At 39.2% G+C, this 23,006-nt stretch carries 21 protein-coding genes and 1 pseudogene; 12 read left to right on the forward strand and 10 right to left on the reverse strand.

The features are described 5' to 3' along the window. Window positions 1–21: 21 nt before the first annotated feature. Together EWM59_RS05530 and EWM59_RS05535 are read left to right on the forward strand one after the other, a co-directional pair. Complete coding sequence (locus EWM59_RS05530) at window positions 22–2,469, forward strand: TonB-dependent receptor (protein ID WP_130019948.1); 2,448 nt, start codon at window positions 22–24, stop codon at window positions 2,467–2,469. Window positions 2,470–2,634: 165 nt separating this feature from the next. After that, the gene (locus EWM59_RS05535; protein ID WP_130019949.1) at window positions 2,635–3,087 is read left to right on the forward strand and encodes an RrF2 family transcriptional regulator; all 453 of its coding nucleotides are present in this window, start codon (window positions 2,635–2,637) and stop codon (window positions 3,085–3,087) included. 315 nt (window positions 3,088–3,402) lie between these two features. On the opposite strand, the gene EWM59_RS05540 is transcribed toward EWM59_RS05535, so the two are convergent. The 6 genes and pseudogenes from EWM59_RS05540 to EWM59_RS05560 form a co-directional block, all read right to left on the reverse strand. Next, window positions 3,403–3,759, reverse strand: coding sequence for a hypothetical protein (locus tag EWM59_RS05540; protein ID WP_130019950.1), 357 nt, complete (start codon window positions 3,757–3,759; stop codon window positions 3,403–3,405). Between the two features lie 47 nt (window positions 3,760–3,806). Next, window positions 3,807–4,712 carry a M23 family metallopeptidase gene (locus EWM59_RS05545; RefSeq protein ID WP_130019951.1) on the reverse strand — a complete coding sequence of 302 codons (906 nt, stop codon included), beginning with the start codon at window positions 4,710–4,712 and terminating at the stop codon, window positions 3,807–3,809. A gap of 181 nt (window positions 4,713–4,893) precedes the next feature. Beyond that, a pseudogene (locus EWM59_RS05550) lies at window positions 4,894–5,688 on the reverse strand (efflux RND transporter permease subunit); the annotation flags it as partial. A 13-nt stretch (window positions 5,689–5,701) separates the two neighbouring features. Next, the gene (locus EWM59_RS05555) at window positions 5,702–6,727 is read right to left on the reverse strand and encodes a TolC family protein (protein ID WP_130019952.1); all 1,026 of its coding nucleotides are present in this window, start codon (window positions 6,725–6,727) and stop codon (window positions 5,702–5,704) included. Continuing rightward, window positions 6,717–6,842, reverse strand: coding sequence for a hypothetical protein (locus EWM59_RS28550; RefSeq protein ID WP_262709142.1), 126 nt, complete (start codon window positions 6,840–6,842; stop codon window positions 6,717–6,719). Before EWM59_RS28550 ends, EWM59_RS05555 begins: the two co-directional genes overlap by 11 nt. A 126-nt stretch (window positions 6,843–6,968) precedes the next feature. Then, the gene (locus EWM59_RS05560; protein WP_130019953.1) at window positions 6,969–7,313 is read right to left on the reverse strand and encodes a hypothetical protein; all 345 of its coding nucleotides are present in this window, start codon (window positions 7,311–7,313) and stop codon (window positions 6,969–6,971) included. A 338-nt stretch (window positions 7,314–7,651) separates the two neighbouring features. On the opposite strand from EWM59_RS05560, the gene EWM59_RS05565 reads away from it, so the two are divergent. The 4 genes from EWM59_RS05565 (at window position 7,652) to EWM59_RS05580 (ending at window position 13,075) form a co-directional block, all read left to right on the forward strand. Then, window positions 7,652–9,112, forward strand: coding sequence for a TonB-dependent receptor (locus EWM59_RS05565; RefSeq protein WP_130019954.1), 1,461 nt, complete (start codon window positions 7,652–7,654; stop codon window positions 9,110–9,112). A gap of 68 nt (window positions 9,113–9,180) precedes the next feature. Further along, entirely contained in the window at window positions 9,181–10,746 is a 1,566-nt protein-coding gene (locus tag EWM59_RS05570; RefSeq protein WP_130019955.1) for a hypothetical protein, read from the forward strand. Window positions 10,747–10,849: 103 nt separating this feature from the next. Continuing rightward, the gene (locus tag EWM59_RS05575) at window positions 10,850–11,770 is read left to right on the forward strand and encodes a DUF4349 domain-containing protein (protein WP_130019956.1); all 921 of its coding nucleotides are present in this window, start codon (window positions 10,850–10,852) and stop codon (window positions 11,768–11,770) included. Between the two features lie 249 nt (window positions 11,771–12,019). Next, window positions 12,020–13,075: a 3-oxoacyl-ACP synthase III family protein gene (locus EWM59_RS05580; protein ID WP_130019957.1), complete on the forward strand. Its 1,056-nt coding sequence runs from the start codon at window positions 12,020–12,022 to the stop codon at window positions 13,073–13,075. A 156-nt stretch (window positions 13,076–13,231) separates the two neighbouring features. Here EWM59_RS05580 and EWM59_RS05585 read toward each other — a convergent pair whose 3' ends face one another. After that, window positions 13,232–13,984 carry a DUF5602 domain-containing protein gene (locus EWM59_RS05585; RefSeq protein ID WP_130019958.1) on the reverse strand — a complete coding sequence of 251 codons (753 nt, stop codon included), beginning with the start codon at window positions 13,982–13,984 and terminating at the stop codon, window positions 13,232–13,234. Window positions 13,985–14,346: 362 nt separating this feature from the next. Between EWM59_RS05585 and EWM59_RS05590 the strand changes: the two genes are divergently transcribed. Further along, on the forward strand, window positions 14,347–15,396 hold the full coding sequence (locus EWM59_RS05590) for a TlpA family protein disulfide reductase (protein WP_165372109.1): 1,050 nt from the start codon (window positions 14,347–14,349) through the stop codon (window positions 15,394–15,396). Window positions 15,397–15,514: 118 nt separating this feature from the next. On the opposite strand, the gene EWM59_RS28650 is transcribed toward EWM59_RS05590, so the two are convergent. Next, on the reverse strand, window positions 15,515–17,527 hold the full coding sequence (locus EWM59_RS28650; protein ID WP_130019960.1) for a CHU_0125 family OmpA-like outer membrane integrity protein: 2,013 nt from the start codon (window positions 17,525–17,527) through the stop codon (window positions 15,515–15,517). A 188-nt stretch (window positions 17,528–17,715) separates the two neighbouring features. Here EWM59_RS28650 and EWM59_RS05600 point away from each other — a divergent pair, with 188 nt between their 5' ends. Then, entirely contained in the window at window positions 17,716–18,522 is an 807-nt protein-coding gene (locus EWM59_RS05600; protein ID WP_130019961.1) for an MOSC domain-containing protein, read from the forward strand. 7 nt (window positions 18,523–18,529) lie between these two features. Then, window positions 18,530–19,354 carry a hypothetical protein gene (locus tag EWM59_RS05605; RefSeq protein ID WP_130019962.1) on the forward strand — a complete coding sequence of 275 codons (825 nt, stop codon included), beginning with the start codon at window positions 18,530–18,532 and terminating at the stop codon, window positions 19,352–19,354. Here EWM59_RS05605 and EWM59_RS05610 read toward each other — a convergent pair. Together EWM59_RS05610 and EWM59_RS05615 are read right to left on the reverse strand one after the other, a co-directional pair. Next, window positions 19,341–19,583 carry a hypothetical protein gene (locus EWM59_RS05610; protein ID WP_130019963.1) on the reverse strand — a complete coding sequence of 81 codons (243 nt, stop codon included), beginning with the start codon at window positions 19,581–19,583 and terminating at the stop codon, window positions 19,341–19,343. The two genes, EWM59_RS05605 and EWM59_RS05610, sit on opposite strands and share 14 nt — an antisense overlap. A 127-nt stretch (window positions 19,584–19,710) precedes the next feature. After that, window positions 19,711–19,944, reverse strand: coding sequence for a cytochrome b5 domain-containing protein (locus tag EWM59_RS05615; protein ID WP_130020071.1), 234 nt, complete (start codon window positions 19,942–19,944; stop codon window positions 19,711–19,713). Between the two features lie 249 nt (window positions 19,945–20,193). Here EWM59_RS05615 and EWM59_RS05620 point away from each other — a divergent pair, with 249 nt between their 5' ends. The 3 genes from EWM59_RS05620 to EWM59_RS05630 all read left to right on the forward strand — a co-directional run bounded on the left by EWM59_RS05620 (window position 20,194) and on the right by EWM59_RS05630 (window position 22,939). Next, entirely contained in the window at window positions 20,194–20,631 is a 438-nt protein-coding gene (locus EWM59_RS05620; protein ID WP_130019964.1) for a hypothetical protein, read from the forward strand. Between the two features lie 92 nt (window positions 20,632–20,723). Then, entirely contained in the window at window positions 20,724–21,746 is a 1,023-nt protein-coding gene (gene thiL, locus EWM59_RS05625; RefSeq protein ID WP_130019965.1) for a thiamine-phosphate kinase, read from the forward strand. A 59-nt stretch (window positions 21,747–21,805) separates the two neighbouring features. After that, entirely contained in the window at window positions 21,806–22,939 is a 1,134-nt protein-coding gene (locus tag EWM59_RS05630) for a C40 family peptidase (protein WP_229239283.1), read from the forward strand. Window positions 22,940–23,006 lie beyond the last annotated feature (67 nt).

A 23,006-nucleotide genomic window follows, 5' to 3' on the forward strand; every position in this document is an offset into this window, starting at 1 on the left:
CACACATTCAACTCTTTGATTATGAAAAAATTACTGTCAATATTTGCTGTTGCTGCCACGCTATTTGCCTTTACTTTTCCGGTAGATTTAGCCGACAGCATTGTGAGCCAATTTAACAAATATGCAGGAGCGTATCCACAGGAAAAAGCCTACCTGCATCTGGATAAACCCTATTATACAGCCGGAGAAACTATCTGGCTGAAAGCCTATCTGATAGAAGCAGCCACAAATGTACTTGATACCGCAAGCATTCCGCTTAATGTAGAACTGATTGACAATCAGTTAGGAAGGGTGGTTGAAAAAAAGATTCTGAAACTGGAAGGAGGAATGGCCGCAGGTGATTTTGAACTATCTGACAGCCTGCATTCAGGCTATTACCGCTTGCGGGCTTATACCAACTGGATGAAAAATTTTGATGAAAGCCTGATGTTCAGCAAAGAATTTAAAGTGTATAAAATCGGCGAAGAAATTTTGCCTGTCAAATTCAACGCACAGGAAATTGACTTTCAGTTTTTCCCGGAAGGTGGGCAGATTGTAGAAGGTTTAGACAATAAAATAGCTTTTAAAGCAACCGATAAAGTAGGAAACGGAATAGATGTGAGCGGTGTGATAATCTCTGATAAAGAAGATACGGTAATGGTTTTCGGGAGTGAACATTTAGGGATGGGGGTTTTTAACTTTAAAGCTGTGGCAGGAGAAACCTATCGGGCAAAAATTAAATACCGCAACATTTTTGAAAAAGAAGTTCCTTTTCCGGCCATCGAAAAAGAAGGATTCATTATGGGGGTAGAAGGTTTTGTTGATAAAAAAGTGATACGCTTATATGTAGGACACAACTACAACAAACCTAAAGGCAGCGGTGATATTGTAGTGGTGGGGCAGTCGCAGGGAAGAATTTGCTATGTGGCACGAACTCCGGCGCATAACAAAGCTATGTCTGTGAAAATTCCCAGAGACAAATTTCCCGAGGGTGTAGCACAATTTACAGCTTTTGACGAAACAGGCCGCCCACGTTGTGAGCGACTGGTCTATATTTACAAAGAAGATTATGTAAATGTGAGCATTACCTCTGATAAAAGAACCTATCTGCCCAAAGAGGAAGTAAAACTGGAAATTGAAGCCAAAGATATGGACGGAGAACCGGTAGCCGGTAATTTCTCGGTAGTTGTCTCTGATGGCAAACAGGTATTAATGCCAGCGCACGACGAAAATATCATGACTTATCTTCTGTTAAGTTCAGATGTCAAAGGAAAAATAGAAGAACCTGATTATTATTTCTCTCAGACCAAACCAGAGGTGCGTCGGCATATGGATATTCTGATGCTTACACAGGGCTGGAGGCGTTTTAAGTGGGAAGATATTATGAAACCAACTTTGCCTGAACCTGTGTTTGCCTTAGAGCGGGGCATAGGTATTTCGGGCGAAATTACACGGCCAAGCGGAAAGCTATTTGAAAAGCCTGTAAATATTACTTTTATGTTATGGTTAGGAGAAGATGACCGCCAGTTCGGCACAGGTCAGGCCGATGCCGAGGGAAGATTCTCTTTACAAAACCTTGACTTTACGGGCACAGGTAAGATTCTGGTTCAGGCTGTGGTGGGTAAATTAAATCGTAATACAAAGATTTTCATCAACAGACCTATGGCTCCCAAATTGCAGCGAAACCTGTTGCCATTTAATCCTATTACCTTTGATGAAAACGATTTGGCTGATTATCTGAAAAGAACCGCAGACGATTTAGCCATAGAAAAATTATTGAGAGAGCGCCGGGAACGAATGTTGCAGGAGGTAACCATAAAAGCGAAAAGAGAAAAAGAACGAGAAGACAGAGTATTGTATTCTCATGCTACTAACTCACTGAAAATAACGCCTGATATGCAGGTTTCGGGTAATGTAATAGACTTGCTGAGGGGTAGAGTACCGGGGGTACAGGTATTAGGTAGTGCCAGTGACCCAACGGTGATTATCAGGGGAATAAGCTCTATGATGGGGTCAACTGAACCTACTTATCTGTTAGACGGGATGATGGTTGACAAAATGACTTTATTGAGTATTCCGGTTTTTGATGTGGATAAAATTGACGTACTCAAAGGGGCAGATGCGGCCATTTACGGGTCGAGAGGAGGAAATGGGGTCATATCGGTTTTGACTAAAAGAGGTAGCCCAAGCAATGATGGCGGACCACCACAAGGAATAGATGTAAGCGATATATATGGCTATGCCGTACCTAAAGAGTTTTATTCGCCCAATCATGCAGAAGCGAGCATGGAAGACTTTACGGCAAATGCCAGACCCGACTACAGGTCAACTATTCATTGGGCACCAATCGTAAAAACCAATGCCAAAGGTAAAGCCAAGCTATCTTTCTTTAATACCAATGCCGAAACAACGGTTGACATAAGACTGGAAGGAATGGCATTGGCAGGAATGCCTGTACGAGCAAAAAGTAGTTATTTAGTAAAAAGATAGCTAAATTAGCTATGAAAACAGGTTTCGGGTAATTTAAATGAGCACCAAATCAGAGATTTATTGCGAAACCAAGAAAAAATTTTACTTTTGTTTGATTCATCTGAGAATATACCTAAATATGTGATGAAAATGAATCAGGTAAAACTCACATCAGCATACTAATAAATGATTTCTAAAAAAGCAAAATATGCACTAAAAGCTTTGAAACTCCTCTCAGAAAGGTTTGAATCAAAGCAACCTGTTCTTATTGCTGAAATAGCCGAGAAAGAAAATATTCCAAAGAAATTTCTGGAAGCCATATTGCTTGAATTGCGTAATAACGGAATATTGCATAGTCAGAAAGGGAAAGGAGGTGGCTATCAGCTCAGGCTTCCGCCCGAGCAGGTAACCATTGCAAAGGTTGTCAGAATTGTAGATGGACCTATTGCTCCTATGTTGTGTGTATCGCTTCATTTTTATGGTAAATGCGATGATTGCGCCGATGAGGTAACCTGCCGCATCAGGCCGATTATGGAAAAAGTAAGAGATGCCAATCTGGCAGTTTACGAGCATACTACCTTAAAAGACCTGATAGACGAAACGCCTCTGTTGATGGAGCATAAGAAAGCATTAGTATAGAACAGTTGATTGTAGCCCTCAAAAGGAGGGCTTTTTTATAGTGGTAGTTGATATAAATAATAGGGACTTAGAGGAAGGAAAGGGAAATAACTAAAGAGAAAAAAGAGAGGCGATTCGCCAACAGGGGAGCCCCTCTCTTTCTGAATGTTTGTTCATTATGCAATTTAATGCATCATCACACTTATAATTTAGACGATGATTCTGTGTTTGGTCAGTTCAGAAAGCAAACAAAAAGCGGTAAATCTCTTAACAGATTGTACCGCCTTTTAAAACTGATAAAACAGATTCTTTATATAAACTGATAAAACAGATTCTTTATATAAATAGATTATCAGATAACTCCTTAGCGCTTTTTGTACGGGAAATACCTGAAAGCATTTCAAACAATCCCCATACTGCCCCGGCAATTGCTAAATAAGAGCCTTTATTATCGTTTTGAAAAAGTATGACTGAGGTAATCAATCCACCAACAAACCATAAGCCTCCTCTGACTATTTTTGTTGTGGCATTCTCTCTTAAAAATTTAATATAAGCCTCCTTTGAAATCCTTGACGCCATTTCTTTCTCGATTCCATTCTCAATTAAAATCCTGCGAACCTGTATAGGCGACTGCCCTTTTGCGAGATAAGATTGTGCGTTTTCTATTTCGTATTTTATTTCAAAGTCTTCCATCAAGACAGATTTATATAAGTTTTAAGGACTTCGGAGCCAAGCACATATCAGGCTCTCGAACGCCTTTTTTTCTTTTTTTGCTCAACAGGCAACGATTCATTTTTTACTATCGGTGCTTTAAATGCAAGCGTTGGCAAAATCTTAGCTTTTACCTTCATAGGTCTGATATTCCTATGATAGGCCAATGGTTTTAAATCAGCCGCAATACGTGGGTCGAGTAAGGTAGCAGCATTTTTTAACCAGCCATACGTATTAATAGGGGTCGGATTACCGTCTTCGTCTATTCTCAGATAAGTCAGGTGTAAATGGGTATCCGAACGCTTCATGGCAGCATTGTAGCCTGTTCGACCAATAATAGAGATTTTTTGCCCTGCCTTTACTACATCGCCTGTTTTTACATAGATTTCTTTCTGGTGGGCATAGTACCATAATCCACCTGTTACGGTGTCATAGACCCAGATATAATTGCCCCCCCTGTATTCGCTATCGGGTTGCCAGTTGTTTTCTGTGCCTATTACTACGCCATCACTTACCGATAGGATACTTACATAGTCTCCGGTTCTATCGTCTTTGCAGTCCTGATTTTTGTCTTTAATAAAAATATCATGGGCAGGGTGGCTGCCTTTGGCATTCTGGTCGAATAAATCATAGCCTGCTGCCCTGAATCCATTTCCATTTCTTCCTCCAACGGCTCTGTAATCGAAACCCATTAACGGAAAAAAGAGGGTTACCTGCGAGGAATCGTAGGATACCGTAGGATTGGCCTGTTTCAATAGACGCATAATCTGTTGAAAACGGCTACGGGCTTCCTCGGGGGTAGCTTTGTACTCTCGTATATCTACTAATAATGGCTTAAAACCATTAATAGCTGACTGGTAATCTTCATAAGTAATGGTGGAAGTATCCTTCTGGACAATCAGAAGGTTTAAGCAAAAGGCAAGAATGTTAATCATACTTTTCAATTCAATGATTATAATGGCTTGTATGTGGAGTTGATGCAGTTAACCTGCTTAACTTACAAATTACGCCATTTTTGTTGAATTATTGTAAGGAATTTATCAGACAGCTTGATTGAATTTGCAGATGGGATTCGTATAGTATATCAGTTATAACTTAAAAAACCGGATAGGAGTGCTATCCGGTTTCTGAAAAAACATATCCTTTATCCAGGTCTTTCAATGTATGTACATTGTGTCGATAGAAGAACCGATAGATAATCGGGAAAATCAAGAGCGTTAAAACTGTTGCCGAAATTAACCCTCCTATTACTACTATCGCCAGTGGTTTCTGGGTTTCTGAACCTATACCTGTTGAAATAGCCGCAGGTAATAAACCAATGGCTGCCATCAGGGCTGTCATTACCACAGGTCGTATTCTGGATTTAACCCCCACTCTGATCGAGTCATCAAGCGACATCCGACTTGTCATGTTTTTATTGAAAACAGAAATCAGAATTACCCCATTCTGGACACAGATACCAAACAGCGCAATGAAACCTACCCCTGCCGAAATGCCAGAAATAGTTCCTGTGGTATGTAAGGCAAGAATACCGCCAATAAGGGCAAAAGGTACATTAACCAATACCAGCCCTGCATCTTTGGCATTCCCGAACATCACAAAGAGAATTACAAAAATAGCGGCTAAATAGAGCAGAACTACCTGCCCCAGACGTGCACTGGCACGCACCTGATTTTCAAATTCTCCTGTCCATTCAATGCTGGTATCTCTGTCGAGCTTTACTTTTTGTGCCACTTTTGCCTGTGTTTCGGCAATGGTACTGCCTAAGTCACGTTCACGTACCGAAAACTTCACCCCGATAAAACGCTTATTTTTATCACGATACACAAAGGCCGGACCTGTTACGGTTTCAATAGTAGCTATTTCTTTCAGCGGAACTTTGGTGCCTCTGGTAGTTGGTACTAACAAACTGCTCAAATCGTTTTCATCGTTTCTCAAAACTGACCTTTACATTATCAAATAGCTTGTCGAAATCAACCATAAAAGCCTTGTCGTAACTTTTATAGAGTTGGTCAGCTTCTAATGCTTTGCGGTAGGCCAGTTGTATATCTCCAATGATTCTGTCTTCCTGACTTACCACCTGTTTTTGCGCCGATTGAATCCGGTATTCGGCAGCTTTAATATTCCCCTGATTTTTGTTGAATACAGGCAAGCCGATCTGAAAAGTAGCGGCAAAGTAATTGGGTACACTACTACCTGCACGGTCGTAGGCAAGTCCTGCCTGTAAATCAGGTACTTTAAGAGCTTTCTGATAAACAAGATTCTGCTGTTTGTACCTGAGCGACGATTGTTGTAATCGTAAATCCGGGCGGTTTTCAAGAGCGGTAGTAATCAGGTTATCTAAAGTAAGGTTCTGCATACTTATGCCATCAATGGTATTTTTATTTGCCTGTGGTACAAAAAATACCTCATTGCGTGTACCCGTAATCGTGCGCAGCATTACCTGACGTTCCAGCATCTGTACTTTCAAATCTTTCCGCTCGGTTTCCAGCGAAAACTGTAAGGCTCTTATACGGGTAATGTCTTTGATGGGAATAATACCTTTTTCCAGAAGCGTATTCATGCCTGTCAGGGTTTTTACGAGAGAGGCAATTTCTTCATCATAAATTTTTACAACACTCTGCAAATAATAGAGGTCATAAAAATTGTTACGCAATTCATACTTTAAGCCTCTGAGAACATCGTAATAGGCATCTTCTGCCATTTGCGTGCTTGTTTCGGCCAATGCTGCACGTTTGGTGCGTTTTCCGGCCAGATAAAACAATTGTTGCACTTGCGCAGCCTGTTGGGTAGTAGGTGCGCCTTTGGTATCGTTTAAGCCTAATATAGGCAATAGGCTTCTTGTATTGTTGTTATAGAGCATCTGCTCGTAAGACAGTGTGGGGTTTTCCCATAATTTAGCTTGTATGATAGTGGCACGATTGGCCTCAATGTCAAACTTATGCGCCATCAATAAGGCATTTTTCTGTAAAAATAAACCCTCCAATTCCCGCAGGTTTATCTCCGGTAGCTTGCGCTTGTGCACAGAAAAGCCATAGAAAAACGATATTTTGTATCTTTTTCACGGTAATATAGTATAATAATGTAATTGAAAACACAGCAGAAAGCCCTCATCAGGCATAGCCAATGACAGTTTATCTGAGAAATTCAGATTTGTTCTGGATTAGAAAAAAATAAGAAGGGGGTGGATATCAGATAAGCCAGATACAATTAAGCAGATAGATGATCCGGCTTTTGAAGAAGTTTACTGTTTTTTGAACGAATACATCTGATGAAGCATTCTTCTTTAAGAAAAGGTAGCTATAGGTATTTAGCTGGCCATATTCATCTGGGTCATCGTTCAGCGTACGTACAAAGTAGTAATTAGTGCGGAAATCTATCGAAAGAAAATCATCTGCACTCGGAGGAAGATTTTTTGCTTTACTGGCAGTAGTACGTATGCCCTCAACGGTAGCGAATGATACCTTATACTCACTGCCAAAGAGTAGCCCAATTAGGCTTAAAAACAGTATAATATATGTAAACCGCTTAAACATTATTTATCAGGACAGAATAATAGGGTGTACTTTTATTTACTACTTGAAAAGGTTTTTGTTATACCTATAAAAAGATTGGTTTATTCCTATCATAAGTGCAAACCTTTTCAGATACAAAATTAATACTAAGTAAAGATTTCATCTGCCAAATATTCCTTAAGATTTTATTAAAAGTTGTTTTTTAGTACAAAAAGCCATTAATATTATCCTATTGATTAGGCACTAAACTTGCTTGCTTTTGTGTTATACACTTGGAAAAGTACAAATAGGAGGCTACCTTTGTAGTGATAATTAAGACAAGGAGCGAAAGGATAATTATGAGTAAAAACGCATCAACAATGGAAACCATTTACGAGAAAAATCTGGGTACCAAACAAAAGGCATTGCGCATTAATCTGAACAAGCAGATTTACGGGTGTTTTGCTGAAATTGGTGCAGGTCAGGATGTTGCGGCTAATTTTTTTAAGGCAGGTGGCGCATCGAATACGATAGCCAAAACCATGTCGGCCTATGATATGACTTTCTCTGATGCCATTTATGGCGTGATGGAGAACGGACGGTATGTGTGCGAACCCCGCCTGATGAGTATGCTCGACCACGAGTATGGGCTACTGATTGAACGCCTGGGGGAAAAGAGGGGAGAAACTTCTACGTTTTTTGCATTTTCAGATACAGTTGCTGCATTGAATTACCATAAAACCAATGATGCGCATGGCTGGATGGGTGTAAGATTTCAGCTGACACCTAAAGGAGATTATAACGATATTATTATCCATGTAAAAATGCTGGATAATGACAATGTATTACAGCATCAGGCTTTAGGAACATTAGGCGTAAACCTGATGTACGGGTGTTATTTTTATAACAAAGACCCAGAGACTTTGTTGCTCTCGTTGATGGACGATTTGACGAAAGACCGGATACAGATTGACATGATTCGTTTTGAAGGGCCAGACTTCAAACATGTTGATAATCGGCTGATGAGTCTGCATCTGGTGAGTTATGGTTTTTCAGATATTGCGCTTTTTGGTGCCGATGGCAAGAATTTACAACCTTCAGAGGTGCTTTTCAGGAAACATGCACTGGTATTGAGAGGCAGATTCCGCCCTCTGGTAAATGTGCATTTAGACATGCTCGAAACAGGCCGAAAGCAGTTTATGCGAGAGCCGGATGTAGATAAAGAGAAAGTAGTGGTGCTGTCTGAAATAACCTTACAGGGTCTGAAACAGAATGATGCCGAGATTGACGAAAAGGACTTTTTAGACAGAGTGGACATTCTTTGCTCAATGGGGCAGATGGTAATGATTTCTAACTATCAGGAGTACTATAAACTGGTAGCCTATCTTTCAAAAATCACCAAACTCAAAATGGGACTGATTATCGGTTATCCTAATCTGGAATACATTTTTGAAGAAAAACACTATAAAGATTTACCGGGCGGAATTTTAGAGTCGTTTGCGACCCTGTTCAGCAGGAACCTGAAATTATTTGTATATCCTACTTATCAGAACAACAATATCATGAACAGTATGCGCTTTATGCCGCCTATGCATTTGCTTGATTTGTACCGCTATCTGATAGCCAACAATAAGATTGAGGATATACACCATTATAATGAAAAAAACCTTGCTATCAATACGAATAAAACCCTCGAACTCATTAAACAAGGTGAGGAAGGATGGGAAGAAAACGTACCTGATGAAGTAATAAAAATGATAAAAGACCGTTGTTTGTTTGGCTTTCCTTGTGTAGTTGTACCGGGTTTGAGCAAGCAGGATATGGCTACAGAAGAGAAGTAATTGGTAGACTGTAAGCGTTGATTATTACTTGAGTTACCAATTTTTAAATGATTTACTGTATGATTAAAATGAGAACTAACATACTGATTTTTAGTTTATTAGTGTTTTTCCAGCAGCTATTCGCACAAGACTCACCAAAAATTATTTTACCTGCCGGCACCGACTGGACTCAATTGAAAGAGGGTGTTCCTGTTTCGTTCGGGTTGAAAGTAGAAGGTAAAAATTGCGAAAAGTTTCGTTTTTCAATATCACAGGGAGAAACAGACGGAATGAAGTTGGATTCATTAGGTAAATTTACCTGGATTCCCTCTTTTGATTTTGTTGACCGCCTGACCGGGTTCAAGTTTCAGCAGGTTATTTTTGAGGCTAAATGTGATTCAACCAATGACGTAATGTCTTCAAAGGTAGAATTCAGGGTTCAGCATATCAATCGTAAGCCTGTTGTAAAAGATTTGAAGCCTTTTTATGTGCAGTATAATACGACGAACATTTATAAAATAGACCGTTATTTTGTATTTGATGAAGACAACGACCCTATTGTGGTAGTGCCATCTATGGAAACCCTGCCTGAAGGCATGAAGATGTCGTCGCAGGGAGAGGTTTCGTGGACACCTTCGTTGACACAATTCAAACAAATAAAGAATCAGCCTATCTATATTGAGTTTTATGTAGAAGACCAACCTTCAAAAGCGCAGGTAAAAGGGCGGTTGAAAATAGAAGCCACACAGATAGACCTCTCGCCCGAAATTGTGGTAGTGCCGCGTGAGAGTAATTTCTATTTAAAAGAAAATCAGACAGTTAGTTTACGCTTTTACCTATCAGACCCGAACGGCGATGATGATATACAGGTATTTGATTTTCTGACAGACAATCAGCAGGTTACCAAGAATATGCTTGTAAAAAATACTCCCAATCAGTATGAGTTTATATTTAAGCCAGGCTATGATTTTGTATTAGACCCGCTTGATACATTAGCTTTTACCATAGATTTCTTTGTGTTGGATAAAACCAGGAAGAGAGATGTAAAAACCATCAGATTTGTGGTAAAAAATGCGATTAATGAAGCAGAAACCGACCAGAAACTGTATAATCTGTATAGAGGTACTTTATTGAGGGGCTGGGAGCTGATGGAGCAGATGAAAGAAAAAGAAACCGAATTGAAGAGGCTCTACACACAAGCCAAAAAAGGTAAAAAGAACCGTTCGATTCTGAATGCTTCTTTGGGGGCTACTACAAGTTTATCATCGTTTCTAATACCCAAAGAAAAACCCGACCAGCAAAGGCTTGTGTCAACTCTTGGTGGTACAACTGTGCTGACGATTGGTACTTTAGAAGCTACAGAGGTAATTGGTAAATCGATGAAAGATTTGATAGATCGGTTAAACTATATCATTGAAAAGAAAAATGAGATTCAGAGCAAAGGCGATATCTTTGCCCGTGACTTTGCTTTAAAATCGTCTCGCAGAGGGCCTGATTTTATCAGAAAGGTAGATGATTTTATGAATGCCATGAGTCTGAAAGGGCTGGTAGTGTTAGATTTAGATGCGGCATGGGAGCCAAAAAACAAACCGACTGATACCAATATTAAGAAAACTTTTAAGGATTTTAACCCCGAGCAACCCACTCCGTACTAATTCTTAAATTAGCCTTAAATAATTCTTAAAATTTTCTTAAATAAAATACAATACTATTCAATCGCATACGTTTTTGAGGTATAATCAAAACCTTAATAAACTTATGCGATTTAATTTTTCTTCTAAAGCAGTGCTGTTCGGAGCAATGGGCTGTTTTTTTATGGCTTGTTCAAGCAAATACGAATCTCAATCTAATTTACAGGAACAATATGCAGACACTACTATGGTAGATGAGGCAAAAGAGCCAATCAGTGAGCCTGAGAAATCTGTGGCCACTCAACCAGAACGCAAATTTGTCCGCACTGCCGACCTACAATTTAAAGTAAAAGATGTACGAAAATCTTCGGAGCAATTAGAAGACCTGACTATTAAATATGGCGGATTTGTTACTTACGCTCACATGCACTCAGACGAGCAAAATAAGAAAACAGTCATTATCAGCGAAGACTCTTTGCTACAAGTGAGTACGATAAACATTGAAAATGATATAAGTATCAGGGTTCCGAACCGCTATTTGTTAGATGTACTCAAAGAAATCAATAGTATGATGCTCTATGTTGACCATCGGACTATTAAGGCAGAAGATGTAAGGTTACAGATGTTATCAAATGAGTTAGCCAATAAAAGACAGGAGAAATTTGTAGAGCGTAACCAGCGTGTACACCAGAACAGAAAAGGTAATATAGGTGCCGCTGTAGAGGCAGAAGAATCTTTATTAGACCATCAGGCAGTAGCCGACAATCATAAAATGCAGAACCTGAGCCTGCAAGATCAGGTAGATTTCAGTACGCTTACTATTAAATTATATCAGGCCGCTTTTCTGAATAAAGTCATGATTGAAAACAGAGAAGGTATAGAAAATTACCGCCCTAATGTCTTTGTTCGTATATGGGATTCTGTTAAAACAGGTTGGTTATTTGTAGAAGACCTGATTGTGATTTTAATCAGGCTTTGGGTATTTATCCTTTTAGGCGGGATAGGTTTGTGGTATTGGCTGTATAAGAGAAAAAGCAGTGTAGCCTGATGCTACTATTGTGAAACATTGTGTATAATCGTGTACTTCGTGGCAATTTCTTGAATATTTTGCCACAATTTACACAAATGACACAATGTTTCACTATTTGTTTGCTGTGTACTTCTTATTTGTTTTCAATTTTCATGAACAAACCTCATTCGGTTAACAATCCATCTCAATAATCACTATTCCAAGATTCTCTTGCACATTCAAACGATTTTCTTGTAACTTCGTGGCTGGACTCAAACAGCAACAAATATGGTCAATTCAAAAATAGCAGGTATAGGTTTTTATGTGCCTGAACAGGTGGTTACTAATGCAGATTTAATGAAAGTAATGGATACCTCTGACGAGTGGATTCAGGAGCGTTCGGGCATTAAAGAAAGAAGATACGGCAAGAAACACGAAGAAACACCTACTACTATGGCGGCCAATGCTGCTAAAATAGCGTGTGAGAGGGCAGGTATAAAACCGGAGGAAATAGATTTTATTGTTTTTGCCACCCTGAGCCCCGACTATTATTTTCCGGGTTGTGGCGTATTACTGCAACGTGAATTGGGCATTACGCATAAAGAAATGGGTGCCATAGATATCCGGAATCAGTGTTCAGGTTTTATTTATTCGCTGTCAGTAGCCGACCAGTTTATTAAATCGGGTATGTATAAAAACATATTGGTGGTAGGCTCTGAAATGCACTCAATGGGACTTGATTTCACTACCCGTGGGCGCAACGTAGCTGTTCTTTTTGGCGACGGTGCCGGAGCGGTAGTACTACAACCGACTACGGAAGAAGGAAAAGGTATCCTGACAACGCATTTACATTCAGATGGTACTTATGCCGAAGAATTAGCCTTGATTAGTCCGGGTAGTCATGGAGGAAAACATTTAGGAAAAGAGCAATTTGGTTTTCCTGAGGCTTTATACGGAGAAATTTTTGTGTACGAAAACCTGATTGAAAATAAAACCTACTACCCGAATATGAACGGGCAACTGGTATTTAAAACCGCCGTTACCAAGTTTCCGGAGGTTATTATGGAGGCCTTGAACAAAGTAGGCATGACTCCGGTAGATATTGATTTATTGGTGCCACATCAGGCCAATTTACGTATTGCCCAGTTTGTGCAAAAGACTTTGAGATTACCTGACGATAAAGTTTATAACAATATCATGAAATATGGCAACACCACTGCCGCTTCTATTCCAATAGCTTTGTGTGAAGCCTGGGAAGCCGGAAAAGTAAAAGATGGAGACCTGGTTTGTCTGGCTGCTTTTGGTAGTGGCTTTACCTGGGGCTCGGCATTGATTCGGTGGTAAGGAAAAATTGAGTGATTGTATGATTTAGTGAATGAGTGATTATTGATTTCACTACTTTAATTAGTTATTATTCTATTGCAACTAATCACTAAATCGCACAATCACTCATTCACTCAATTGTATTCTATAGTTTTTACAAAAGTCATTTTAGAATTTTTATTGCATGAGCATCATCGCATCAAGGCTTACCTGAATATCGTCACCTACCTGTTTGATGCTGTAATTCATAGGGTAATACCCCGGTTTTTCAAACTTGGTCGGTAGTGGTAATGCCTTTACTACATTTGGTTTGCTTTTCAGAAACTCATGCGCAATCATCGGCTCAATAAAGGTAAACTTACCGTCGTACGAACCATAAATAAGTGTTTCGGTAAATTTGCCCGTACCTGCCAGTTCGGGTGATGCCGGATTTGCCCAATGCACTCCCATTTCAGGTACACCTGCCGGAAGACGAATGTACCCATTCGGCAAGTAACCTGCCGCAGGTAGATTATCAAACTTGGCAGGTGCCATCGGGTAAGGTGGAATGGCCTTACGGTCGGCTAAAGACTGCACATAAAAGTGCATGTCAAAATGCGCTACATCATACGTACCCGGCGGCTCGTGACCTGTGTGCAGGTAATCAATCATGATGTGGTCGAAAGGTGTTTTGCCAACTGCTTCCGTAGGCAAGGCCAGTACTAAAGCTACACCCGTGTGAGGAATGTTGTCAAGAGCCCCTTTGGTAAGTGTAATACCAATAGATAGAGGTTTGTTATCGGCTGCAAAAGTTACCCAGGAATAGGCTTTGCCATTACCTAAACTCTGTTCAGTACCCTTGTAGGTCGGGTTACCCGGGTCTTCTTCGTTTTTCTCGCAGCCCATCAGTAATACTAACGCTACCAGCGTTAAGGTAAACAGGTATTTCATAATACGTGAAATAATTTAGTTGATTGGAAAATGTAAAAAGTAACAGACAGCAGACAAGATGTAGCAAAGTTGAAGTTATTTGTGGGATAAATGTTATCTCAAATATAACAATATTTTCCTCATTTTCGACATTTTTATTAGGTGGTAGCGTTTAAAGTGCCGAATGACTTAAAAGTGGTCGGATAAAAGCCTACTTTTATATGTTCAGGTATTTATTTACCAGATAAGAAGTTAATTAACAACATGCTGTGAGCCTCTAACGGCTTGGCTTTTCCTGATTTAAAAAAATGCAACTTATTGCTATCTTTTGGTTTCTCTTTGTCATGTGTGCAAACACACTGGCGCAATCAAAAAAAATACAAGTGAAATTAGTTTTTCATGAGGGAGTCGATAAGAAAAACCTTACTATTACCTATGATAATGGATTAACCTGGCAGAAGCATCCTTTGTCAAAAAATAATATTCCTGTTGAAGAGATTATTGAAGCAGAAACACATGCACCTTATTTGAAGATAAGCATTATTGGCTTATATAAAGAAGATGCCTTTGATAATAATGAAGATTTTTATATTAATGCAGAGTCGGGGCGTATTGAATTTTTCAGGAATTTAAACCGGAAAGATAATTTACGATATAAGCTAAAATTGGAAGGTGTGCTTGATGATATTGGGCAGAATAACCATAAGAATACCATCAGGAAAGAGGTAGATGAAATGGCTGTTATCAGGCAGAACCCTATGTTGGGAACAGATGAATCAGTACGAATGTCGTATAATACTAAAGCCGCATTAATACAGAAAAAAGAACGGGATTTAATTAAATCGAATAGTGGACAATTTTATTATCAGGAACTATTCTATAAAAAAATAGGTCAGTGGAATGCTGATTTCACCGAGAAAGAAATAGAAGAATTCTATGTAAGTAATTTTGATGAAAATTTTCGGAAGTCAGCCTATGGGCAGAGGATAGCTAATACAATTGCAGATTTAGAATTAGATGAAGGGACTATTGCTCCACGATTTTCACAAAAGGGGCTAGATGGCAAAATAATAGACCTTATCAATTATAAAGATAAATATGTGTTGATTGATTTCTGGGCTACCTGGTGTAAGCCTTGTGTACAGAATTTGCCCTTGCTACAAGAACTTGCTAAAAAATATAAAAGTAAAGGCGTGGTAACCATTCTGATATCGAGTGATAGCGATGAGGAAGAATGGAAAAACTTTATTGAGGAACATAATCTGGATATGATTCATGTCCGTGACGTTGAAGATAGTATAGGAGGAACTTGGAAAACAAATTATATCCCCCAGACTTTCCTGATTGATAAAGAGGGAAAAATCATTTATAGTGCAAAAGTCAGTAAAGATGAGAGTCTGGAGAAATTAAAGAGAATTCTGGAGGAGATATAATTTTTTGTATCACGATTTTTCAAATAGTTTTTAATAAACAAGACGATTTGAAAAATCGTGATACAAAAAATAGCCCCGAAAAACTCCGGGGCTATCTCATATATATTAGGATTTATTGCTATTCAATTTCAAGAATCTTGAACTCTGTACGGCGGTTGGTCTGATGTTCTTCTTCAGTTCTGGCGGCTTTAATCAATAATTCACTTTCACCATAGCCTCTGGCTGAAATACGGGTTTTATCAATACCTTTAGAAACAATATAATTCACAGCAGACTCGGCACGTCTTTGCGACAGGCGTTGGTTATACACCTCTGTTGCACGGGAGTCAGTATGAGAACCTAATTCAATTTTGATAGTCGGGTTATCGACCAATACCTGCACCAGTTTATCAAGTTCTATAGCAGCATCTGGTCTGATGTCCCATTTATCTAAGTCATAATAGATATTTTCTACACGAAAGGTTTTCTCTAATTGAATTTCTTCCAAATTCAGACTCGTATAAAACGTGGTATCGGTAATGGGTTTGGTAAGCAATGATTGTGGAATAGCCCGCCCATTCATTGAAAAGTCTTCACGTTTGGCCAGGTAATTCTTTTTGCTGCCTAAAATTACATAATCACCGTCTTCCTGTAAACCAATAGGACCAAAAGTACCATCTTTCCTTGTTACAATCTCTGTCATAGGGTCGTCCTGACCTGCTGTAAGAATTTTCACTCTTACCGAATCTAAAGGCACATTTTCATTGTTAGCATTTTTGGTATAAACCGTTCCGGCCAGATAATATCTTACCGTCTTGATTTCTTTCGGTCTGCTCAGGCTATCTGGGGTTGAAATAGGAATCAAAGGCGATTTACTCGGGTCATTAGTGGCTACATCAGGTTGTGGCGCTTCATAATAATAAATATCATCGTCGCCTGTACCTCCGGCTCTGTTCGACGAAAAGAAAATATCGCCCTTTTTACTCATCACCAGCCCGAAATCGTCCATGTTGGAGTTATAAGGGGCTCCCATGTTTTCAACAGTAATTTTACCGCCTGAACGCACTGCTATAAAAAGGTCTAATTTACCAAGTCCCGGATGCCCATCTGAAGCAAAATAGAGTTTGCCATCTTCTGATACATACGGAAACATTTCATCACCTGCCGTATTCACTTCTTTCCCTAAATTCACCGGATTTCCGAAACGACCGGATGCATCCATATTTACCCGATACAAATCAATACCACCTAAACCTCCCGGACGATTAGAGGCAAAATAAATGGTTTTGCCATCACGTGAGAAAGCCGGACAACCATCCCAACTGGCCGAGTCAGAAGCACTTACATAACGGGGTTCTGTCCAGCCACTACCATCTACATAACGGGAGATATATAAGTCCATATCAGGCGACAGGTCTTTTCTTTTACCTGTATTACCCCTGGCATAAATTATGGTTTTACCATCGGGCGAAAACGTAGGTGTACCTTCGTTACGCTCTTCATCAAAAATGACCGTACTGAATTTCTCCGGTTTCCCCAGTTCATTCATCGAACGAGCCAGTCGGGCTTTATATAAACCCACATAAGGTAAACCATTCGAATACGTTTTGCTTTTGCGTGAAGCTGTAAAAACCAGTTCATCACCAAGTATGGTAGGAGAAAATTCTGCACCTGATGTATTAATCTGAGAAAGATTTTTGAAAGAAATTTCGGTTTGTTTTTTCTTCAGTTCACCGATGATTTTCAGGGTATTTACCTCACGATAGGCCTTTTCGTTATAGGCTTTGATGGTGCTTTTGGAGTCGATAAACTGTTGTAACTCTCTGAGCGCCATATCATATTTTTCGGCTGCTTTTAAAGCGAAAGCATAATGAAAATGGGCTTCTGGTATTAGCAACTTGGCTTCAAACGCCTTTTCGTAGTAAGGAATAGCCTCAACCCAACGGTTCGATAAACGGTAGGCTTCTGCTATTTTGTAATTCAGATTCGCTTTTTCACTTTCAGCAATATTAGTTACCTTTGCTAAATCTTTAATGGCTAATTCGTACTGACCTTTGTCGAAACTTGCAAGACCACGTTTGTACAATTGGAGTTGCGCAAAAACACCATTGGAAAGGAGCAGAAATGTAATGAGATAAATTGTTTTTTTCATCTTATAAATGGGTAGGGCCATCAAACACGCCCAAAATTTTTATAGGTTGAGCTATCATCTTTCAATTACCGACACTAAATAGAGGCTTGCTCTTACGCCCTGAAAATTTCCTCCAATTTATGTGTTTGACCTAATAACTCAAACGATTTTTGACGAGAAATGTTGTGTCCGAAAAAATATAAGTAAATATGGCAATAATTATTACTGAAATAAACATTTACCCTATTAAATCTTTAGGTGGAATTTCGCTTCAGACAGCAGAAGTAGAAGACAGAGGTTTGCAGTATGACCGTCGTTGGGTGCTGGCTGATGGTGGGAATATATTTATGACACAAAGGGAAAATGAGCAAATGGCTCTGATAGAGGTAAGCATAGAAAGCGATGGACTAAAAGTAAGCCATCGCAAAAAAGACATTGCTCCGCTAAAAGTACCATTTGAGCCTGAGACTAATGATAACCGCATGATAACCATCTGGGATGATGTAGTGAGAGCCATAAGGGTAAATGATGAAGCCGATGCCTGGTTTACTGAAGTTTTAGGGAAAGAAACACACTTATATTATCAGCCTGACGACTCTATCCGTCTGACAGACCCTAAGTATTCTATTACCCACGAAGAACATACCAGTTTTTCAGATGCTTATCCGGTTTTAATCATTGGCCAGTCGAGTTTAGATTTTCTGAATGAGAAACTGGAAGAAAAAATGGAGATGAAGCGCTTTCGTCCGAATCTGGTTTTTTCGGGAGGCGAGCCGCATGATGAAGACAATTTCAGATACTTTCAGGTAGGAGAAGCCAGATTAGTCGGGGTAAAGCTCTGCGCACGTTGTGTACTGACAACCATTAACCCCGAAACGGCAGAAAGGGGTAAAGAACCTTTGAAAACCCTGACACAATATAGAAGAAACGGCAGTAAAATCTTATTCGGGCAAAATCTATTGGTGGTAGAAAAGGGTAAAATTGCTTTGGGAGATGAGATAATATTAGAAATTTAGTAAATGCGTGAAAAACAAACCTACTCATCTACTGCAAATACTCCACTATTTTAGCCTTGATGTAGTGGCAGGAGCGGTTTTGAGTAGCGTTATGTTCTGGAAAATGCCTGATGGACAAGGAAAAATTAATGGGGTAGTACTGATAATTTTAGGCATATGTACCTGGATTGTCTATATTTTTGACAGGCTTCTCGATAACCTTAAATCGCAACCGCAGGATACCCGGCATCAGTTCCATTATGATAATCAGTATTACCTGCAAATGGTTATTATTGCGCTATCAACCCTGGCACTTTTTCTGGTTTTCTTTCTGCCAGAATCTGTCATTATCTTTGGTATTGCTTTTTCAGTTGTTCTGCTTCTTTATTTTCTTCTGCTTCAAAAGAAGACCATTGCCTCAGCCTATCATTATTACAAAGAAATTGCTACTGCGCTGTTGTATAGCATCCCCATTTTTGGAAGCGCATTTGTCGATAAAAATGTAGGTTTCTGGCAATACCTGTCTGCTTTCATTTTTATACTGCTGGTACACCAGAGTATTTTAGTTTTTTCGTGGTACGAAATGCAGGAAATGCCCGGAGTAAAAAACTTTGCTCAGAAAGTAGGCGAAAAACAAGTGAGATTAATAGTAATAGGTATCACAGCCTTTATTTGTATTACATTGCTGACAAGTATTGAAGGTTATATGAGGAAAGTATTCTTCGTTGAATTTCTGATGGCGTGTAGTACACTATCTATCTTTCTTTTTTCCAAACAACTGTCAGTTAAACAACATTATCGCTGGCTCGGCGAACTGGTATTCTGGTTGCCTGGATTGCTTATTTTTTCTTGAGGCGTTGCTCAATATTTTTAGGTTTTTCTTCCTTTTTCGCCTCTGCTTCCTGCTTTTCTTTAATTTTTCTTAATCCCCGACGGTACGTATAAAATAAAAAACCTGCTAACGAAAACATCAGAAAGAAATAACTATCGCTCAATGGTACTTTTTTATAAAGTGCCTGATCGACAAACATAATTAAAAAAGCCAGACTGGCAAAAAGTATAATTGATTCAATGAGTTTCATGAGTGAAAATTTAGTGATTGAGTGAATGAGCGATTGAGTAAATAATTAGCAGCTATGTGGTTTATGAATGATTACTTAGAATTAGTAAATAGCTTAAGATTAATTAATCACTCATTCACTAAATCGCTCAATCACTCAATAATTTCCCCACAGCTTTAAACTTCTGAAAAACACCCTCTGTATGTGGAGCGTCTTTTAGTTCATCAGTAAGGTCCTGGCCGGCCCAGTGTTCGTAGTGTTTGCCTTTGCGCCATAGTCTTGAATGTGTTACATCATAAATGACTGACTGATAGGCTATCCAGATTTCTTCTTTATCCTGACCATTACGAAGTGCCAACTGATTTCGGGTATATTCTTTCAATATGAGCAATATATTTTCTGCAAAGGTCGTAAAGATTTATGAATGCAGGCAATGAAAACATAGATTAATTCGTTTTTAAACATATTTTTATGGGTAGTAATTACAACCGTTTCATCAAAAATACCGTCAATATTAGTAAGAAGATTTTTTTTTATTTTATATTTAAGCCATATTTGTCGGATGTTCCGCGTGTAGAGCGATAATGTTGATTAAAAAAGATTGAACTAACATATTCAAAAATAACATTCTATGAAAAAGATTGCCATTCTATTGTTTGCCTGTAGTTTTTTTATCTTTTCGTGCGGAAAAGAGAAAGCGGTACCTGTATCTGAAAAAATTAAAAAGAACTGGGTAGCAAATACCGTGAAAGAAGGTAGTGCAATTGTCTATACCAAAGGGGCCGCAAACAATACTAAACCGGGGTATTCAAGTTTTCAGTTAAGATTATTGGTTGCTCCATCAGCAACTTTAGTAGAGTTTGATGGTAATACATTCTCTGGTCAGTATGAGCTGGTTGGTGATACAAAATTAGTGCTGAAAAACTTAAGCCCGGCACCAACAGGCACGGGAGGAACCATAGAGTTTACGATTGATTCGATTACAGATACACAATTGATATTGACACGTACTACCCCAAGCCAGAAAACAGGGGGTACTACTAATACATATACCTTAGCAATTCAATAAGGTAGAAAGGTTTTGAGACGAAGGGTGGGCTGAAAAGTCCACCTTTTTTTGTGTATCTTTGCAAAAAAAACAGATATTAGCTGAATAGTTTTATGGAAAGAACAGAACTGAATGCATTAGGAGAATTTGGCTTAATTGACCGGATAAAATCAAAATTTACTATACAGAATACGGAGACCGTTACAGGAATTGGCGACGATGCCGCAGTGATTGATATGGGTAATCAGTATCTGTTACTATCGACAGATATGTTGTTGGAAGGCGTTCATTTTGACCTTTCTTATGTGCCGCTTCGTCATTTGGGTTATAAAGCGGTAGCCGTAAATGTATCTGATATTGCCGCCATGAACGGTATTGCCAAGCAGATTACGGTAAGTATCGGATTAAGTAACCGGATTTCGGTAGAAGCTGTTGATGAAATTTATGAGGGAATCAGGTTTGCCTGCGAAGATTATAAAGTAGATTTAATAGGGGGCGATACCTCGTCTTCACGTTCAGGCTTAGTAATTTCGGTAACCGTAACAGGGGTAGTAGATAAAAACAAAATAGCGTATAGAAATGGGGCTAAAGCCAATGATATTCTGTGTGTAACAGGCGATTTAGGAGCAGCCTATTTTGGCTTGCAGATTTTAGAAAGAGAGAAACAGGAGTACATGGCTAACCCGAATATGCAACCTAATTTAGAAGATAAATCTTTTTTAGTGGGCAAGCAATTAAAACCGGAGGCGAGAGCCGATATTGTGCATGAATTAGCAGAAGCAGGTGTGGTACCAACGGCAATGATTGATATATCTGATGGATTAGCCTCCGAAATTATCCATTTAAGTACGCAATCAGGCGTGGGTGCTTTGATTTTTGAAGATAAACTACCGATTGAAGATATAACGATGCTGACGGCATCAGAATTTAATATAAGTCCTATTACGGCGGCATTGAATGGTGGAGAAGATTATCAGCTATTGTTTACAATTAAACAGACTGATTTTGAAAAGATAAAAAATCTATCAGATATTACGCCCATTGGCTATATGACAGAAGACAAAGCCGTAGAGTTAGTTTTAAAAAGTGGTGCTAAAGCAAGCATCAAAGCCCAGGGTTGGAATCATTTACAATAGTTATATAACCCATGTACTATTCCCTAAACACTCGCAGCAAATTTTACCTATTAATTGTAATGCTTTGCCTGAGCAATGCCCTTTTTGCTCAGACAAATCAAACCCATACTTCGCATCCAACTATTCAGACGATTATTGAGCAGGTGAAGAAAAAATATGCGCCCGATAAGCGGGTAGCTGTTTTTCAGGTTGAGTTAGACAGTAATTTGCTGGTCGGTAAAACCAATTTGCCATTAGCCAAAAAAGAATTACTGAGCCGTTTGCAGAGCAATGGTTATACCTTAGAAGAAGCAATCAGGGTTTTGCCTGATACAGAAGAGTTAGAAGATAAAATCTATGCTTTGGTAAATGTATCAGTTGCTAATATCCGAACTATGCCTAAAGAGTCGGCGGAATTGTCAACACAGGCTTTATTAGGTACGAGTCTGAAGGTGTTGGAGAAGGAACGGAATTGGTACCTGGTGCAAACACCTGACCATTATATAGGCTGGGTAGATGGAGGAACTATTAAACGCAAGCTAAAAACAGAGGTTGATACTTATCAGAGTCAGGCAAAGCTGATGTTTGCCAAACCATTTGGTTTTGCTTATGCTGAAGCTGATGAAAATACACAGACAGTTTCTGACCTTACGTGGGGAGATTTATTGGTGGTAAAAGATACGCTGTCAGATTTCTACGAAGTGGCATACCCCGATGCCCGCAAAGGCTTTATTGCCAAGCGTGAAGCTATCTCTTATCAGGATTGGAAGAAAATGACTACACCAAGCCCGGAGTCATTGACTAAGACGGCTTTTCGGATGATGGGCTTGCCTTATCTATGGGGTGGAACATCGTGGAAAGGGGTTGATTGTAGTGGTTATATGCGCATGGTTTATCAAACCAACGGTATTTTACTGCCGAGAGACGCTTCACAGCAGGCTTTTGTAGGAGAAGATGTAGCCTTTGAAAACCTGAGAGTAGGTGATTTACTGTTTTTTGGCGAAAAAGCTACGCCGGAGAAGCCCGAAAGAGTGGTACATGTAGGTATGTGGTTGGGCAATAATGAATTTATTCATTCATCAGGTATGGTTCGAATCAGCAGTTTTGACAAAGACTGTGCTAATTATGATGCAGGTAATGCTAACCGTTATCTGAGAGCGAAACATATATTAGGCTTAGGAGCAGAAAAGGGAGTGGTTTCGTTGAAGAATTGAGCAAATAGTATTTTTATTTGTCAGATTAACACTTATTCTATAATTTTAGCATATCTATTCAAGCCTA

Source organism: Emticicia agri (assembly GCF_004168285.1).
GTDB lineage: Bacteria > Bacteroidota > Bacteroidia > Cytophagales > Spirosomataceae > Emticicia > Emticicia agri.